Below are 14,657 nucleotides of genomic sequence, written 5' to 3'. Positions count from 1 at the left end.
TTATTGAAAATGAAAATTCAATATATACACCTTAAACACCAATACAACCCTTTGAACCTTTGCTACTCTGAACCTTTGTACCTAAAAAAGCTTACTTAATTTCAGTAACAAACTCTTCCATTGGAGTTCTTACTTTTTTCATGTTAGCTAGCCAGTCATTAGCTTCATCTCTGTAACCAAGAGGCAACAATAACGCACTTTTTAAACCTTGCTCTTCTAAACCTAAAAGTTTATCCATTTCTGCAGGAATAAAACCTTCCATTGGTGTAGCATCTACTTTTTGCTCAGCAGCAGCTACAATTGCAACTCCCATAGAGATATAAGCCTGACGAGCTGCGTGATTTGCGTGCCACTCTGTAGAAAGAGGTTCGTAAAGTCCCCAAAGTGTTTTCTTGTAATCATCCATTGTATCAGCTGGCAAACCTCTCTCGGCAAGAGTTTTGTTAAATACAGCAGTAATTCTATCAAGCGAATAACCATCCCAAGCTGCGAAAACTAATAAATGAGAACAATCTGTAATCTGACTTTGGTTCCAACTAATAGCTTTTATTTTTTCTAATAAATCTGGATTGCTAATTACAAAAATTTTATATGGTTGTAATCCCGAAGAAGATGGAGCAAGTCTGGCAGCTTCCAGTATATAATCCAATTTTTCTTGCGGTACTTTATTACCGTTCATTTTTTTAGTAGCATATCGCCACTTTAATGTGTCTATTAAATTCATCTTTAATTATTTTTAATTAGGAAGTACAAATCTAGATAAAAGCTTGTTACTTTTTGTAACTTTGTAACGAAAAGTAATAGTGACAAATGAGTAACCAAGTAACATGGTATGGAAACAGAAAATGATATTCGATTAAAACAGTGCTATAGCACAGTAATGGCCATTCAGGATGTGGTGGATATATTAAACGGTAAGTGGAAAATATCGATTATTGCCTGTTTATGCTATAAGAAAATGCGTTATTCGGACTTATTAAAAGAGATTAAAGGTATCTCTGGTAAGATGCTTAGTAGAGATTTAAAAGAGTTAGAAGTAAATCTTCTTATAACCAGAACCGTTTTAAGTACTCAGCCTATAATGGTAGAATATGAAATTACTGAATATGGTGCAACGCTTAAAGATGTTACCAAAGTAATCGCAGATTGGGGTATTAAACATCGCCAGAGAATAATGGAAAAATAGTATTCAGTTTCAGTTTTTAATTTCAGTCCTGAAATTTCAGGATAGTATATACTCTCAATATAATGTAGTAGGGGTTTAACCGCAAAGTTCGCAAAGGGTTACGCTATGTTCGCAAAGTTCGGAATCTATTTAATCCTCTTATCCCGAAGCTTCGGGAGTGGCAAAAGATTTGACCGCAAAATTTTTTCCCTTTGAACCTTTGTAGCTCAGAACCTCTGTAACTTAAAATCTTAAAAACAAAAAATCCCTCTATATTGAGGGATTTTGTTTTTAAGATTCTAAGATTATTTAGTTACTTTTTTAAATCTCATCATTGGGACGTCATTTAGTAATAAATTAAGTTTACCATCTTTATCAATAGAGTAGGCATTGATTTTTTTAATCATTTGCAAGAATGTTTGTTCTCCACCACCTTCACAAAACATCATAGTTGTTGGACCTTGTTCCCCAAATGTTAGTGTTTTTCCTTTTAATGTAAATGGAGCACTAAATCCATTACATCCTGCATTTCCAGATGCTTGTTTTGTAGTTTCATCAAATTTAAGAAAAGGTTTTTTATCAGGATATAAACCATCAAAAGCGATACGAGGACCAGAAATATATTCTAGTTCCCAAGAGGTATTGTAAAGATCTGCAGTTTTTGTAGTGTCTTTCATCGTTGTACATGAGTTAAAAGAGAGTGTTAAAACAGTAACGAAAAGTAGTACGTAGTTTTTCATAAAATAAGATTTTAGAACATAAATTTAAAGGTTTTTAATCGAGTTTTATTAAAAAAGCATGATTATTTTTGGATAGATACGTTACTTTTGCTGAAAATAAACAAGTCTGAAGCAGTTTTTTATCATATTACTTTCATCTATACTAATGTTTCCATCTTTTGGGAATGTATTGGTTTATGCGATGTTTAAAATTAACCAAGATAAAATTGCCAAAACTATTTGTGTACAAAGAAAAGTAGAATTCAATTCTTGTAATGGAAAGTGTGAGCTTAAAAAAAACTTATTAAAGCTTGATGCTAATGAAAAAGAGATGCAAAACCATCTAAAAGAAAAGCAAGAACTTGTTTACATTCAAAATTTTAGTAGCGATGATATCTCTGATAAAAAATATAAAGAGAATCATTTAACTTCTTTTTTTCATTTTGCAAAGAAACCTATCTCGGTTTCTATAGTAACATTTCGACCTCCTGCTTATTTTATATAAAATCTAATTTCAATTTTCAATCGGTATTGAAATGAATTTTCATGGCTTTTTGCCAATGGAATACTTGTTATTATTTAAAATTTATATAAAACTAAATGAAAAATATACTTTTTGCCCTTTTAATATTGGGGCAAGTTGCTTTTGCACAGCATAAAACTACAAAAGACAACGCCAAAACTGAAGAACTAGATAATATTACTATTTACGGAAAAAAAGAAAAGCGGTACAACGATACAATCTCATCTATTGCAACACGTACTGCGACAAAGCTTATAGATATACCACAATCTATACAGGTAATCTCCAAAGGTATTTGGCAAGATCAAGGAAGTTTAAATCTTAATGAGGTTGCCAAAAATATGGTAGGAGTTGCTAATACAACGCCTTATAGCTCATTTTCTATGAGAGGTTTTAATAATTATGGAGATTCTTATTTACTGACCAACGGGATGCGAGGTACTCTATATCATTATAGCCAGAAAGTGTTATTATATAATCTCGATCAAGTCGAAATAATACGTGGACCTGCCTCTGTAATGTATTCTGTAGGAAATCCAGGAGGAGTTATTAGTTTAACGACCAAACAACCTCTGGATAAAGCAAGATATGAGGTTAATTTTACTACCGGAAGTTGGAATTTATTTACAGGATTTGCCGATGCTACGGGACCATTAACTAAAGATAAAAAACTAAAATACAGATTGGTTGTAGGAGGAGAGAATAGCGATAGTTATAGAAATTTTCAATACATGAAAAACTTGCTTATTACGCCAACTTTGCAATATGATTTCTCGGACAAAACATCTTTAAATCTTGATTATACGTACTTAACTATGAATTCGCGTTTTCAATATGACAGAGGGACATATATTAAGAAAAAAGGCGATGGAAGCTATGATTTTGATAATGTTGATCCAAATTTTACTACGCAAGGAAATCCTTCGTTTGGGAAAGATAAAAACTCTTCGGCTTCGCTAACTTTTAAACATAAATTTAGCGATAAGCTTAGTTTTACATTAATGAGTCGATATGTAAAAAGAAATTTGGATATGCTTGATGTTTATGGATTTGGACCATTAAATGCTACACAAGATAGTATTCCGAGAGAGGGAACTACATGGAAATATAATACGCAATGGATTGCTAATACGGCATTTTTGAAATATAGCTTTAAGACTTCTAAATTTATATCGCATGAACTGATAGTTGGCGCAGATATTATTCAGGATCGTGTTTTAAAAAATCTATATATAAGCAAAGTATATCCGTCGTTAAGTATTGATAATCCAGATTATTCGCAAGATGCAATTGTTATCAATGATCCAAATGTACCGCTAGGAGATGAGGGAATGGATAATAATACTAAGGTCACAAATAACTATGCAGGGTTTATCCAGGATCAAATTTCGATAGGAGAAAAATGGAAATTAAACTTGGCAATGCGCTATAATGAGTATCGTTATAAACAAAAACCTGTAGATGAACTTGATGCTACGGGAGTAGAAATAACTTCAGATGCTAATGCATGGATTCCACGAGTAGGAGTGGTTTATGAACTTAAAAAGAATATATCTCTTTATGCATCTTATACAGAATCATTTGAACCACAAACCAATAATAATGTTGGTGCTGGTGGGCCATTTCCTCCAAAAAAAGGAAAACAATATGAGATAGGTTATAAAGGTGACTTTTTTTCGAATAGATTAAGTACTACGCTGGCTTTATATGATATAGATTATGTAAACTTACTTGTGGCTGATCCGAGTGATCCAAACAAGAAAAGAAGAATGGCAATTCCGGGTTTAAACAGTAAAGGAATTGAAGTTTCGGTACAAGGTATTATTTCTCAAAACTGGTCAGTGATGGGAAGTTATTCTTATAATGAGGTTAAATATCTAGGAAAAACATCGATAGGAAATGTAGGCGACAGACCTTTGAATGCTCCTAAATATGTTGGTAATGTTTGGTTGGAATATAATTTTACCGAAACACTATTAAAGAATTTAAAATTAGGTGCAGGAATTAGGTTTCAAGGAAATACTTTAGGAGGCAGTTACCGCGCTGATTCTATTTTATTACCTGCTTTTTCTTATATCGATATGTCGGCAAATTACAGATACAAAAATTATATTGTTGGTGTAACTGCCAATAATATTACCGATAAACTATATTTTCCAGGCGCATACGGAACAACATCTTTGTTTGCTGGAACACCTCAAAATATTCGTCTTAATCTTGGTTTTGTATTTTAGATATTAAGGATTTACAGAAGAAAATGTAGTACATAAATGAATCTAGATTACATTAAGAATAAAATTTAACCGCAAAGAGCGCAAGGAAAAATCGCAGAGTTCGCAAAGCTTAATCATTAAGCTTTGCGAACTTTGCGTAAATCTTGGTGTTCTTTGCGGTAAAATCATTTTGCTTTTCTCTTTTTTTATAGATCTATTGGGTTAACCACTTTTCTAAAGTCTTCATTATTTTTTCCTGATCTTGTTCTGGGAAATTTTTTATTCTTGTTGCATGACTTCCTCCCGGATTAACCATTTTTAGCGCATCAAGGCTAGGGTTTGGAGTAGGCGAGCAAGCTCCCCAAGTATCATAACCTCCATAGATATAAAGTATTTTTGAACCTTTATTTTCTACGTATTCTCTAACTTTTTTGATGTATTTTGGGTTGTAGGTTATTTGGACATCTTTAGGTGCAAATCGAGAATTTGAAGTGCTTTTTACAGCAGTCAGTAAATCTTTTACTGGAGTAAAATCAAAACCATAATAACCCAATTCGCTCATGTGTTGGTAATAAGATGGTAATAACTCATCGAAGGTTTTATCGCAGTAAAAACTAATTCCAACGATTTTATTCATGTAATCAAATAATTCTTTTGAAGATGCATTTTTACTCGGAATGTCTTCGCATTTCCCTCCCCATTGCCAGAAAGAAAAAGGAAATTCGAGAGCAGCATATTCTAATGCTTCATCTATAGAAACTTCTGTAAAAGTCATTTCCTTTTTTGCTGCATATAGTTTTATTTCGTTAAGAAGTGCAGTTCTGTTTTGAAGTAATGCACGCTGAAATTCAACTATTTTCTCGCGACATTCTGCTGTACCTACAGTTGCTAAATGTTGTTGAATTCTTGGATCTTCTTGGGTATTAATTAATGGTGCTACATAAGGAACTGCAACATCAACATCTTTTGGGTATTTAGACTTATAAATTAAGGTAGTTTCTCCGCCTTTGCTAATTCCTGTCGAAATCCATTTCCCTGTGTACAATTGTTTTAGTTTAGTAACGATATTATGATAATCGGCAATGGCTTGATCATTTGTCAGGTATTCCCAAGGAATTGGGTTTGGTCTGGATTTGCCATAAAAACGATATTCAACAATAACCTGATTGGCATTTAATAAAGAACTTAATTCGGTTTTTGTGTATCGAGCTGCATATCCTTCGGTTTCGATTACCATCGGACTATTAAAACCTACATGCGATAAATAGATATAATGTTTAAAGGTTCCCTTTTTAGGATTCTTATGATCTAATGGTTCATTAAGTACCAATTGATACGATTCTTTAAATCCTTCTAAATCTTTCATTTTGGTAATTTCAACACCAGGAAATAATTGGGATAATTTATTCTCTAAATCGGTTTTAACGGCAGTTTCTGTTTGAGCAAAACTCAAGTATGAAGTAAGGGAAACAACCAGAAGTAATAAAATGTGTTTTAACTTTTTCATTATTTTTAAATTGATTTTTTTATAAAAATATAGTCTTCAAAACTAATCAATTTATACTATATTAACCTTAAGTTGCCTTATGTTAACTAGTTCTTTGCAAAATTGGATTTGGAAAAAATAATCTGCTATTTTTAATGAAATTTCAACTTTAAATATGGAACCTATTCAACTTATTTCAGACAATTTTATTGAAGAAAATTGTGATTTTAAAAAATTAATCGAAGGACTTCGTGATGGATTTTCGACAGAAAAAATTGAAGTACCTCTTCGGCATCACCATGATTTTTCTAACCCTGAGGAAAACAAAGATTCTACATTATTATTAATGCCTGCATTTCAGCCTGGGAAAGATTTAGGAGTAAAAATTGTTACCGTAAGCCCTAATAACGGTAAGTATGATTTGCCTTCTATACAAGGAACATACATTTATCTAGATGGACATAAAGGGAATATCAAGGCAATTCTGGATGCTAAATCCTTAACAGGTAAAAGAACAGCAGCAACATCGGCATTGGCAAGTAGTTATCTTTCTCGCAAGGATGCTTCGTCTATGCTTATGATAGGAACTGGTGCTTTGGCAATTAATTTAATTCAGGCTCATGCCAGTGTTCGTCCTATAAAACAAGTATATGTGTGGGGAAGAACAATAGAAAAAGCACAAATGGTTTGTGACGCTCTAAAAGGTTTTCCGTTTAAATGTACAGCAGTTTCTACAATCGAAGAAGTGATATCGCAAGTTGATATAATTTCTTCGGCAACTTTATCGCCTATTCCGCTTGTGTTTGGGAAATGGCTTAAAGCTGGGCAACATCTGGATCTGGTTGGTGCATATAAAAAGGATATGCGTGAAGCCGATGATGAAGCAATCTTAAAATCGAGTGTGTTTCTTGATACTTATCAGGGGGGATTAAAGGAAAGTGGTGATATTTTAATTCCGTTAACCAATGGGATTATTACAAGAGAATCTATTAAAGCAGATTTATTTGAATTATGTAGCAATAAAAAACAAGGTAGAACATCTGATACTGAAATCACTTTCTTTAAGTCGGTTGGTCATGCTTTAGAAGACCTTGTTGCTGCAGCTTATTTTTATAAAGAGTTTAATTTAAAATCAGAGATAAATGTCTAAAACATATAGTAATATTTGTAGTAATACAGAATATAAAATAGCATCGAATGCGTTACAAATAAAAACGATTGATATGCATACTGGGGGCGAACCATTGCGTGTTATTGTTTCGGGTTTTCCTGAGCTTAAAGGAAATAGCGTATTGGAATATCGTAGAGATATTAAAGAGAATTACGATTATCTAAGAACCTCTTTAATGTTTGAACCTCGTGGTCATGCTGATATGTACGGTTGTATTTTGCTTCCGCCAAATGATGATGATGCTGATTTTGGAATTTTGTTTATGCATAACGAGGGATATAGTAGTATGTGTGGTCATGCTATTATTGCGATAAGCACGCTTGCCGCAAAAATGAACTGGATTACTGTAATAGAAGGCGAAAATGAACTGAAAATAGATGCTCCTTGTGGTAGAATATTCTCTTATGTTACGATTAAAAACGGAGAAGTTACTGGAGTACGTTTTCATTGTGTGCCTAGTTTTGTTGTAGGATTGGATCGTATTGTAGATGTTCCCGGGATAGGAAATGTTGTTTATGATTTGGCTTATGGCGGTGCATTTTATGCTTATGTAGATTTGAGAAAAAATACACATTTAAATTTCGGTTTAACCGAAGAAGATTATCGTACCATTATTCAGAGCGGAATGGATATAAAACATGCTGTTATGAATCAGGATAAAGAAGTTTTACATCCTTTTGAAGATGATTTGAGTTTTCTTTACGGAACAATTTTTATAGATGAACCACAGGATATTGCTAATCATAGCAGGAATGTTTGTGTTTTTGCCGATGGCGAAGTAGATCGTTCTCCAACAGGTTCGGGTGTTTCAGGCAGAATTGCTATCGAGAATGCTAGAAATGCCATAAAACCGAATGAATCTATTACGATAGAAAGTATTACAGGAAGTACTTTTAAAGGTTCGCTTGTTGAGGAAAAAGATTTTGGTCCGTTTCAGGCAGTGATCCCGCAAGTACAAGGAACTGCTTTTGTAACAGGCGTAAATACTTTTATCATAGACCCAAAAGACCCTATGAAAAATGGGTTTATACTTAGGTAGGTTCAGAGAGGCAGAGGTTCAGAGGCGCTAAGATACTAAGGTTCTGAGAATGTGTGCGAATAAGCGCAATCTTGTCACCCTGACGCAGGAAGGGTCTCTCCGCGAGTAGCTCGATAAAGATTGCGGAGTTTTTTGTGGAGATTCTTCGTTCCTCAGAAAGACAATATTGAGGATAAACTTTGCGAGCTTTGCGGTTAATTTTTTTTGCCACAGATTAAATAGATTAAAAGGATTTAAGACTTTGCGGTTAAATTTCCTTGATGATTAGAAAGATTTTAAAAACTTTACGAACTTTGTGTTAACCTTGTGGTTAATTTTTACGCTACATATAAATAATATACCTTAACGGTTTTAGATAAATAAAATAACTTAAAAATATAATAAATGGCAATTGGAATAGGAGGCTCGAACGCAGCTATTGAGTTAGAAAAAATTGAAAATATGACCTTGGATGTAAAGCCAATCCAGTCAGAGGAATATTTAGGTAGGATTAAAAAAGCAGTTGTTATTATGAAAGAGGTAAAGGTAAAGGCGACTTATGTTAACGCCGGAACGAACCTTTATTATTTTACTGGTACAAAATGGAATCCATCAGAAAGAATGGTTGGTGCTTTACTATACGATGATGGAACACTAGATTATATTGTTCCTAAGTTTGAAGAAGGTACTTTTAAAAAGTATATGGAAATAAACGGAAAAATTAACTGTTGGGAAGAGCATGAATCTCCGTATGCTTTAATGGGGGAATTATTAAAGAATAAAAACATAGTTGGCGAAACTATTGCTTTAGATGAGTCGGCTCCATATTTCTTGGTTGATGGTGTTACTAAAACGAATCAATCTTATACGATTATAAATGCTTTGTCAATTACTTCGGGTTGCAGAATGCAAAAATCGGCAAATGAAATTGCTATTATCCAAAGAGCCAAAGATATTACAATGGTTGTGCAACGTGCAGCTGCCAAGATATTACGCCCAGGAATTAGCGCTAATGAGGTTACTAGTTTTATTAATGCAGCGCATATAAAAGCGGGTATACCTTCGGGATCGTATTTTTGTATTGTATTGTTTGCCGATGATACACAATATCCTCACGGTGTATCTGTTCCTCAGGATTTAAGAGATAATGGAGCAGTTATTATCGATACAGGTTGTAAATTAGAAGGATACATTTCGGATATTACAAGATCTTATGCTTATGGAACAGCATCTGAGGAATATAAAACTATTTGGAATCTGGAAAAGGCAACTCAACATGCTGCTTTTGTAGCTGCCAAAATAGGTGCTACTTGCGGTTCTGTAGATGATGCTGCCAGAAAAACTTTAGCGGAAGCGGGATTAAGTTCTGATTATAATTTACCAGGATTACCTCATCGAGTAGGGCATGGGACTGGTTTAGACATTCACGAATATCCTTATTTGGTAAGAGGTAGCGAAATAGAACTTGAAGAAGGAATGGTTGTAAGTAATGAACCAATGATTTGTATTCCTGGGAAATTTGGTATTCGCCATGAAGATCATTTTTATATGACTGCAAATGGCCCTAAGTGGTTTACTGAGCCAATGGATAGTGTAGATAATCCTTTTGGTTATTAAACATGTTTAAAGTTTAAAGTTTAAAGTTTCGCAGATGATGCAGATTTAAAAGTTAAATATGTTATCCTGTAAGGTCTTTTCTTGACTTTTTAGGGATTGTTTAGCACAATTTAATACCTAACAGGTTTTTGAAACCTGTTAGGATTTGAAACTCAAAAAGAAGTAGTTTTTACTTCTTTTTGAGTTTATAATATCCAACGTTGTATTCGAAATTGTCTACAAAAGCATTTATGATATAAAAATAATCATTCTCTGCGTCTTCATTTTGAACTAAATTTATTAGAAAAGTGCCATCTAATTTTTGGGTATAGAGAATTTTATAGTTTTTAATTTTAGTTTTATTCTTTATATATGCATTTACTCGTAGGAAATTGTCTTTTTGGTTTGTTTTAAAATTAAGCAAATCGAAGCTTCCGTTTTTCACTTCTTCTCTATAATTATCAACCATTAAAGAGTATTTTTCGTTTAGATTATCCTGAAAAATGTTTCCATCGCTCTTAATGAGTTTAATTATTTTATCTGTCTTCTGCGATATATAATATCTTAGTTTAAGATTTAGTGCAATCTTTTTTTGCTCACAATCTCCTGTTTGCGAAAATTCATTTATATCTATCTCGATATGTTTGTTGTCTATGAGTTTGTATGTACCTACTGACGATGGAAAACAATCATTTCCGCACGTAGCAGAATAACTACATTTAAATGTGTTGTTCTTATCAAAGAATATTCTATTTCCATACATTGAATAAGGTTTATCATCTTTATCCATTTTTTGTAAAACAAATTCTTGAGTGTAATTTGTGTCTTGTCCAATAATTTCGCTAATACGCCAATATTCGCCAATAATATTTTGCGAATGCATATTATATGAAAGCAGCGTGATTAATAAGGTCAATATGTATTTCATATTAGAATATTTTTTTAGTTTGTTTACGAAATTATCTATAAAAAAGTGTTGTTGTTTGTTTTTTATTTAATTAAACCACTATGGATTAAAAGTTCATAGATTTGAAAGTCTGCTAGGCTACAATACTTATTTATTAACCGCAAATTACACAAATTAGCGCTAATTAATTTGTGAAAATTTGTGCAATTTGTGGCTAAAATATTTTTTAGAAGCTAAAGCGAAATGCACTAAAGTGGATAGTTTTAAACTATATCTGAGACCAATAAATTATTTTGATGTTTTTTTATTCTTTTAGCCCTGATAGGAACGGCATCCTTTTGTGGCGGGGTTCGCCATAAAAGATAGAGTGTATAGCAGGAAATAGCTCCTTTTTTAGCTTTTATTGTTAATGATTAAATAAGTAAAGGAACAAAGGTTTTAAATTTTTAATACGGCAATTCGTCTGCTGGAATATCTATAAAGTCGGGCTCGGGTGTGGTTTCAAATTGTACTACTTTAATGTCGGTATGACCTTGTTGTAGTGCTTTCATTATGCGATGCATTCCATCCATCAAGCGTCCATTGGCACACAAAATAATTGGGTAGTCTAAACTAGCTTCTTCCATGAGTTTTATATGCTCCAGAATAGCTGTACAAGTAGGTAATTGGCTTGGATCTTGAAACCAGTATGTTTCATTTACTTCACTAATTTCGCTCAATAAAACACGTTTAACAGGGAAGTTTTTAGATAGTTCTATTAATCGATGTACATCCCAAGCTCTTAAACCATCTTTGCTTGGGCGTAAGTTATATTGTTTTCTCATGTCATTTCTCAAATTAATCACACAAAGTTATAATTATATTAAGCTTACTCACTTGATTGAACAGTGTTTTTGTGTATTTGAGAAAGTGTCTATTTGCATTTATATCTTATTTATCTTGATTTATTACTTAAAATATATTTTTTGATGAATTAGTGTTTAATTTTAAATTGAGTGTTATAAGTTTCTTTATTAAGTTACTCGATGTATTAGAGCTAATTAATGTGTCTTATTCTATTATTTTTAAAACTTTTAGTAGCTTTTCTTGGGTTGAATATCTATAATTTTATAATTAATATTTTAAGGAATTATTAACTAATAAATTATTTTATTATGATAAAATTTAGAAAAATATCAAAAGTTCTATTTGTTTTTGTCTCCGTAGTGTTTGTGACAAATTGTACGAATGAAGAAATTGGAAGGGAGGAACCAATCTTGGATGCCAAAGTCATTGAGGCTAAAAACTGGTTTGATGATAATAATCCAGAATTGACTATCCTAAAACACACCAAAGAAATTAGTTGGAGTGCTGCTATTATAACAGATGGAGTAAAAGGTACTGTTATAGAAATACCAATTGTTTTAAAAGATAATGTTGTAGTAACAAGTGAAAGTCAACCACTAAAAACATACAATAGGTTGATGTTTACTCCAAATGAAAAAGAGGGATATAAATTATCACATATTGTAATTGCTGCCGAAAATGATAAATTTGACGTTAATGACAAGAATTTTAATTTTTATAAAGTTAAAACTGGTTTTGAAGGATTTGTAACTACTTTAGGATCTCAAAGTAAAATTAATTATTTTAGTAATGCTAAAAAGAAGTTTGCTACTTCAAAAACTAGTAAAACAAATCTAGAAGATGCGATTTGCATAGGAATTTACGAAATGTATAGTGACGGTAGTAGTCGTTTTGTTTCAGTACTTTTTTGTGATGACTGGGGAGGTAGTGGATTAGGTGATGATGGAGGTGGAGGTGGTGCTTCTGGAGGAGGAGATGACTACGGAGGCAATAGTTACCAGCCAACTCGTACTGCTGCACAAATTGTTATAAATCGTATCGGTGTAACAAATCTAGATGATTGTCCTAAAGAAATTTTTGAGGAATTAAAAAAAGAAGCAAAAGGGGATTTAGCAAAGATGCTAACAAGTCTAGGAGCAGAAAGTGAATATAATGTAGAAATGGTAATGGGGACAACAAAATTTTCTAGTAATTATGCAGAAACAAGAAGAAATGGAAAAAATGATTATACAATTACCATAAGCCAAGATTATGAGGGAGCTACTACTTTATACAAAGCTACAGCCATTGTACATGAATTGGTACATGCCTATCTTTTAAGTGTTGTAGATAATTATAATACTTACCCAACAAATGCTCCTTTTACTGATTACCCCACATTATTTGAATTTTATGTAGATAAATTCCCTCATGATCCTAACATGACTGTTGCTGCACAGCATGAGGCGATGGCGGTTTCTACAGTCAATACAATAGCAAGTGCAATTTACGGGTACCAATTAAACAATCCTCCTTATAATATTTTTGATGTTGATTTACAAGTTTACAAAGATCTCGTATGGGGTGGATTAATGGAAACACCAACATTTAAAGCTAAATTTCCTGTAGGTAGTAGTGATTATAATAGAATTTTGAATAGAGTGCGTGCTGAACAATCTGGACGTCCTGTTGGCGAAGGAACACCAAATGCTCAATCTCCAAGAGGAATACCGTGTAAGTAAAATACTTAAAAGATGAAAAAATATATTATTTGTATCGTAGCTATTTCAATTTTTGTATCAGGTTGTTCCTCGGCTAAGGATAAATACAATGCTTTAAACAATTATTTCGACTCCACTGTAAAAGATTCTACCAAAGAAGTTATTGTTATAAACCGAAAATATAGTCCAAATATCACACTTGAAGTGCTAAAAGGAAATAAAATAAGTTATATAAATGTTAATGGTGTTACACAAGCGGATACTACTTTTTATAAAGAAAAAGATTGGAAAGCAATGAAAAAGAAGTATGGACGTATCCAATTGCCCGAACAAGGATATCTATTGGAAAATGAATTTTGGACAAAAGAAGACTTTAGGCACAAAAAAATTATTTTTGAGCATTATAAAACACAAAATGATTTGCTTATTAAATACATGAATTTTGATAATAGTCTTAATTTTGAAGTATACTTTTTCTCAGATCCTATCTATTATCACAAAAGGAAGTATTTAATTTTTACTGCAGTTCAGTCTCGTTTGGAAGGTGGTGGAAACTCTCATGTTGTAATAATGGAGAAGAAACACGGAAAATGGGTACAGACACATATAGGATATCCAGACTGGTTTAATTAAATGCTTATTACAATAATAGTCCAGATTCTTATTAAATAGGAATCTGGATTGTTTTAAAAGATGTGAAAGATGAAAAACCATATTATTTTATCGTGACTATTTCAATTTTTGTATCTTGCTGTTCCTCTACTAAGGATAAATACAATGCTTTGAACAATTATTTTGAAACCATTGTAACAGATTCTATTAAAGAAGTTATTGTTATAAAAGAGAAAGACAACCCAAATCTTATACTCGACGTATTAAAAACAAATCAAATAAATGCTAAAGGAGTAAAGCGAGTTGATAAAACTTTCTTTAAAGAAAAAAATTGGGAGGCAATGAAAAAAAAGTATGGACGTATCCAATTGCCCGAGCAAGGAAATTCATTAGAAGATGAATTTTGGACAAAAGATGATTTTAGACATAAAAGAATCATTATTGAGAATTATAAAACACAAAATGATTTACTTAATAAGTATTTAGATATGCGTAATGATACTAATTATGAAATGTATTTTTTTTCAGATCCAATTTATTACCATAAAAAAAAAATATTTGGTTTTTGTGGCAACTAAATCTAGTATGATAGGCGGAGGAAGCACTTTTGCTGTAATAATGGAGAAGAAAAGTGGAAAATGGATACAAACCTACGAAGCATACCCCAGTTGGTTTAATTAGATGCTGTTCTAGATTCTAAT

The 14,657-nt window shown here is 32.4% G+C and carries 14 protein-coding genes; 9 read left to right on the top strand and 5 right to left on the bottom strand.

Annotated features, from left to right (window positions below; genetic code table 11):
* Positions 1 to 91: 91 nt before the first annotated feature.
* Positions 92 to 724, bottom strand: a complete 633-nt coding sequence (locus OA93_RS15930) for an NAD(P)H-dependent oxidoreductase (RefSeq protein ID WP_039114400.1) — start codon at positions 722 to 724, stop codon at positions 92 to 94.
* A gap of 108 nt (positions 725 to 832) precedes the next feature.
* Between OA93_RS15930 and OA93_RS15925 the strand changes: the two genes are divergently transcribed.
* On the top strand, positions 833 to 1,186 hold the full coding sequence (locus OA93_RS15925; protein ID WP_039114399.1) for a helix-turn-helix domain-containing protein: 354 nt from the start codon (positions 833 to 835) through the stop codon (positions 1,184 to 1,186).
* Between the two features lie 284 nt (positions 1,187 to 1,470).
* Here OA93_RS15925 and OA93_RS15920 read toward each other — a convergent pair whose 3' ends face one another.
* Positions 1,471 to 1,905 carry an META domain-containing protein gene (locus tag OA93_RS15920; RefSeq protein ID WP_039114398.1) on the bottom strand — a complete coding sequence of 145 codons (435 nt, stop codon included), beginning with the start codon at positions 1,903 to 1,905 and terminating at the stop codon, positions 1,471 to 1,473.
* 145 nt (positions 1,906 to 2,050) lie between these two features.
* Here OA93_RS15920 and OA93_RS15915 point away from each other — a divergent pair, with 145 nt between their 5' ends.
* Positions 2,051 to 2,389, top strand: a complete 339-nt coding sequence (locus OA93_RS15915; protein ID WP_240474742.1) for a hypothetical protein — start codon at positions 2,051 to 2,053, stop codon at positions 2,387 to 2,389.
* Positions 2,390 to 2,484: 95 nt separating this feature from the next.
* Positions 2,485 to 4,641 (top strand): TonB-dependent siderophore receptor, encoded by a 2,157-nt coding sequence (locus OA93_RS15910; protein ID WP_039114396.1) that lies wholly within the window; start codon positions 2,485 to 2,487, stop codon positions 4,639 to 4,641.
* A 193-nt stretch (positions 4,642 to 4,834) separates the two neighbouring features.
* Here OA93_RS15910 and OA93_RS15905 read toward each other — a convergent pair whose 3' ends face one another.
* Complete coding sequence (locus tag OA93_RS15905; protein ID WP_039114395.1) at positions 4,835 to 6,127, bottom strand: S28 family serine protease; 1,293 nt, start codon at positions 6,125 to 6,127, stop codon at positions 4,835 to 4,837.
* 154 nt (positions 6,128 to 6,281) lie between these two features.
* Here OA93_RS15905 and OA93_RS15900 point away from each other — a divergent pair, with 154 nt between their 5' ends.
* The 3 genes from OA93_RS15900 (at position 6,282) to OA93_RS15890 (ending at position 9,912) form a co-directional block, all read left to right on the top strand.
* Positions 6,282 to 7,256: an ornithine cyclodeaminase family protein gene (locus tag OA93_RS15900; RefSeq protein WP_039114394.1), complete on the top strand. Its 975-nt coding sequence runs from the start codon at positions 6,282 to 6,284 to the stop codon at positions 7,254 to 7,256.
* Entirely contained in the window at positions 7,249 to 8,316 is a 1,068-nt protein-coding gene (locus tag OA93_RS15895; protein WP_039114393.1) for a proline racemase family protein, read from the top strand. Before OA93_RS15900 ends, OA93_RS15895 begins: the two co-directional genes overlap by 8 nt.
* A 384-nt stretch (positions 8,317 to 8,700) precedes the next feature.
* Positions 8,701 to 9,912: a Xaa-Pro peptidase family protein gene (locus OA93_RS15890; protein WP_039114391.1), complete on the top strand. Its 1,212-nt coding sequence runs from the start codon at positions 8,701 to 8,703 to the stop codon at positions 9,910 to 9,912.
* Positions 9,913 to 10,081: 169 nt separating this feature from the next.
* Here OA93_RS15890 and OA93_RS24185 read toward each other — a convergent pair whose 3' ends face one another.
* On the bottom strand, positions 10,082 to 10,819 hold the full coding sequence (locus OA93_RS24185; protein WP_131474491.1) for a hypothetical protein: 738 nt from the start codon (positions 10,817 to 10,819) through the stop codon (positions 10,082 to 10,084).
* A gap of 425 nt (positions 10,820 to 11,244) precedes the next feature.
* On the bottom strand, positions 11,245 to 11,622 hold the full coding sequence (locus OA93_RS15880) for a hypothetical protein (RefSeq protein WP_039114389.1): 378 nt from the start codon (positions 11,620 to 11,622) through the stop codon (positions 11,245 to 11,247).
* A 330-nt stretch (positions 11,623 to 11,952) separates the two neighbouring features.
* Here OA93_RS15880 and OA93_RS15875 point away from each other — a divergent pair, with 330 nt between their 5' ends.
* The 3 genes from OA93_RS15875 to OA93_RS15865 all read left to right on the top strand — a co-directional run bounded on the left by OA93_RS15875 (position 11,953) and on the right by OA93_RS15865 (position 14,534).
* Positions 11,953 to 13,365 (top strand): hypothetical protein, encoded by a 1,413-nt coding sequence (locus OA93_RS15875; RefSeq protein ID WP_131474490.1) that lies wholly within the window; start codon positions 11,953 to 11,955, stop codon positions 13,363 to 13,365.
* 12 nt (positions 13,366 to 13,377) lie between these two features.
* Positions 13,378 to 13,977, top strand: coding sequence for a hypothetical protein (locus OA93_RS15870; RefSeq protein WP_039114386.1), 600 nt, complete (start codon positions 13,378 to 13,380; stop codon positions 13,975 to 13,977).
* A 62-nt stretch (positions 13,978 to 14,039) separates the two neighbouring features.
* Positions 14,040 to 14,534: a hypothetical protein gene (locus OA93_RS15865; RefSeq protein ID WP_039114384.1), complete on the top strand. Its 495-nt coding sequence runs from the start codon at positions 14,040 to 14,042 to the stop codon at positions 14,532 to 14,534.
* Positions 14,535 to 14,657 lie beyond the last annotated feature (123 nt).

Source organism: Flavobacterium sp. KMS (genome assembly GCF_000813005.1).
Classification (GTDB): Bacteria; Bacteroidota; Bacteroidia; order Flavobacteriales; family Flavobacteriaceae; genus Flavobacterium.
This window is presented reverse-complemented; position numbering and strand designations above follow the sequence as displayed.

Excerpts from the sequence above, each read along its gene's own strand:
- OA93_RS15930 (WP_039114400.1), bottom strand. The coding sequence starts at position 724 with ATGAATTTAATAGACACATTAAAGTGGCGATATGCTACTAAAAAAATG.
- OA93_RS15925 (WP_039114399.1), top strand. The coding sequence starts at position 833 with ATGGAAACAGAAAATGATATTCGATTAAAACAGTGCTATAGCACAGTA.
- OA93_RS15920 (WP_039114398.1), bottom strand. The coding sequence starts at position 1,905 with ATGAAAAACTACGTACTACTTTTCGTTACTGTTTTAACACTCTCTTTT.
- OA93_RS15915 (WP_240474742.1), top strand. The coding sequence starts at position 2,051 with ATGTTTCCATCTTTTGGGAATGTATTGGTTTATGCGATGTTTAAAATT.
- OA93_RS15910 (WP_039114396.1), top strand. The coding sequence starts at position 2,485 with ATGAAAAATATACTTTTTGCCCTTTTAATATTGGGGCAAGTTGCTTTT.
- OA93_RS15905 (WP_039114395.1), bottom strand. The coding sequence starts at position 6,127 with ATGAAAAAGTTAAAACACATTTTATTACTTCTGGTTGTTTCCCTTACT.
- OA93_RS15900 (WP_039114394.1), top strand. The coding sequence starts at position 6,282 with ATGGAACCTATTCAACTTATTTCAGACAATTTTATTGAAGAAAATTGT.
- OA93_RS15895 (WP_039114393.1), top strand. The coding sequence starts at position 7,249 with ATGTCTAAAACATATAGTAATATTTGTAGTAATACAGAATATAAAATA.
- OA93_RS15890 (WP_039114391.1), top strand. The coding sequence starts at position 8,701 with ATGGCAATTGGAATAGGAGGCTCGAACGCAGCTATTGAGTTAGAAAAA.
- OA93_RS24185 (WP_131474491.1), bottom strand. The coding sequence starts at position 10,819 with ATGAAATACATATTGACCTTATTAATCACGCTGCTTTCATATAATATG.
- OA93_RS15880 (WP_039114389.1), bottom strand. The coding sequence starts at position 11,622 with ATGAGAAAACAATATAACTTACGCCCAAGCAAAGATGGTTTAAGAGCT.
- OA93_RS15875 (WP_131474490.1), top strand. The coding sequence starts at position 11,953 with ATGATAAAATTTAGAAAAATATCAAAAGTTCTATTTGTTTTTGTCTCC.
- OA93_RS15870 (WP_039114386.1), top strand. The coding sequence starts at position 13,378 with ATGAAAAAATATATTATTTGTATCGTAGCTATTTCAATTTTTGTATCA.